The 1221-nt window shown below is 48.8% G+C and carries 1 protein-coding gene; it reads left to right on the forward strand.

The annotated features are described in order from the left end of the window. Window positions 1-1221, forward strand: a 1221-nt coding sequence (gene mnmG, locus R8269_RS25075) for a tRNA uridine-5-carboxymethylaminomethyl(34) synthesis enzyme MnmG (protein WP_318222889.1), incomplete at both ends; no start/stop codon positions are given.

The following is a 1221-nucleotide window of genomic DNA, read 5'->3' on the forward strand; positions in this document are numbered from 1 at the left end:
GAGCTCAAGCCGATCGCGCTCTGTACAAAGCGTACGTACGCAACGCATTAGAAAACGCGCCAAACCTAACTCTGTTCCAGCAATCGGTTGATGATCTGATTGTTGAACAAGATCGTGTTGTTGGCGTTGTGACTCAAATGGGTCTTAAGTTCCATGCCAAAGCGGTTGTGCTGACCGTAGGTACCTTCCTGGGTGGTAAGATCCACATTGGTATGGAAAGTTCTTCAGGCGGTCGCGCTGGGGATCCACCATCGATCGCATTGGCGGATCGCTTACGTGAGTTGCCATTCCGAGTGGATCGTCTAAAAACGGGAACACCACCACGTATTGATGCTCGCACGGTTGATTTCTCAGTGCTAGAAGCGCAACACGGTGACAACCCAACACCAGTTTTCTCATTCATGGGTAAGCGCGAACACCATCCGCGTCAAATTCCTTGTTTCATTACGCATACCAATGAACAAACTCATGAAGTGATCCGCAATAACCTAGATCGTAGCCCAATGTACGCAGGTGTGATCGAAGGAATTGGCCCACGTTACTGTCCGTCTATCGAAGACAAAGTGATGCGCTTTGCGGATAAGAACAGCCACCAAATTTTCATTGAACCTGAAGGTCTTACCACGCACGAGTTATACCCGAATGGTATTTCCACCAGCTTGCCGTTTGATGTTCAAGTTCAAATCGTTCGTTCAATGAAAGGCTTCGAGAACGCACACATTGTTCGTCCTGGTTACGCGATTGAGTACGATTTCTTCGATCCACGTGATTTGAAGCAAACTTACGAGACTAAATTCATCCGTGGTCTATTCTTTGCTGGCCAAATCAACGGTACAACAGGCTACGAAGAAGCTGCGGCACAAGGCTTAATGGCGGGCTTGAACGCAAGCTTGTACAGCCAAGGCAAAGAAGGCTGGAGCCCGCGCCGTGACCAAGCATACATGGGCGTTCTGATTGATGATTTGTCGACCATGGGTACCAAAGAACCGTACCGCATGTTCACTTCTCGCGCGGAATACCGCCTATTGCTTCGAGAAGACAACGCCGACCTTCGTTTGACAGAAAAAGCTCGTGAACTTGGCTTGATTGATGATGTTCGTTGGGCGCGTTTCAACGAAAAAATCGAGAACATGGAAACCGAGCGTCAGCGTCTGAAGTCTACTTGGGTAAACCCAAACTCGGCGGGCATTGATGAACTGAACAAACTGCTGAAAACGCCAA

It is taken from the genome of Vibrio sp. Vb0667, assembly GCF_033391095.1.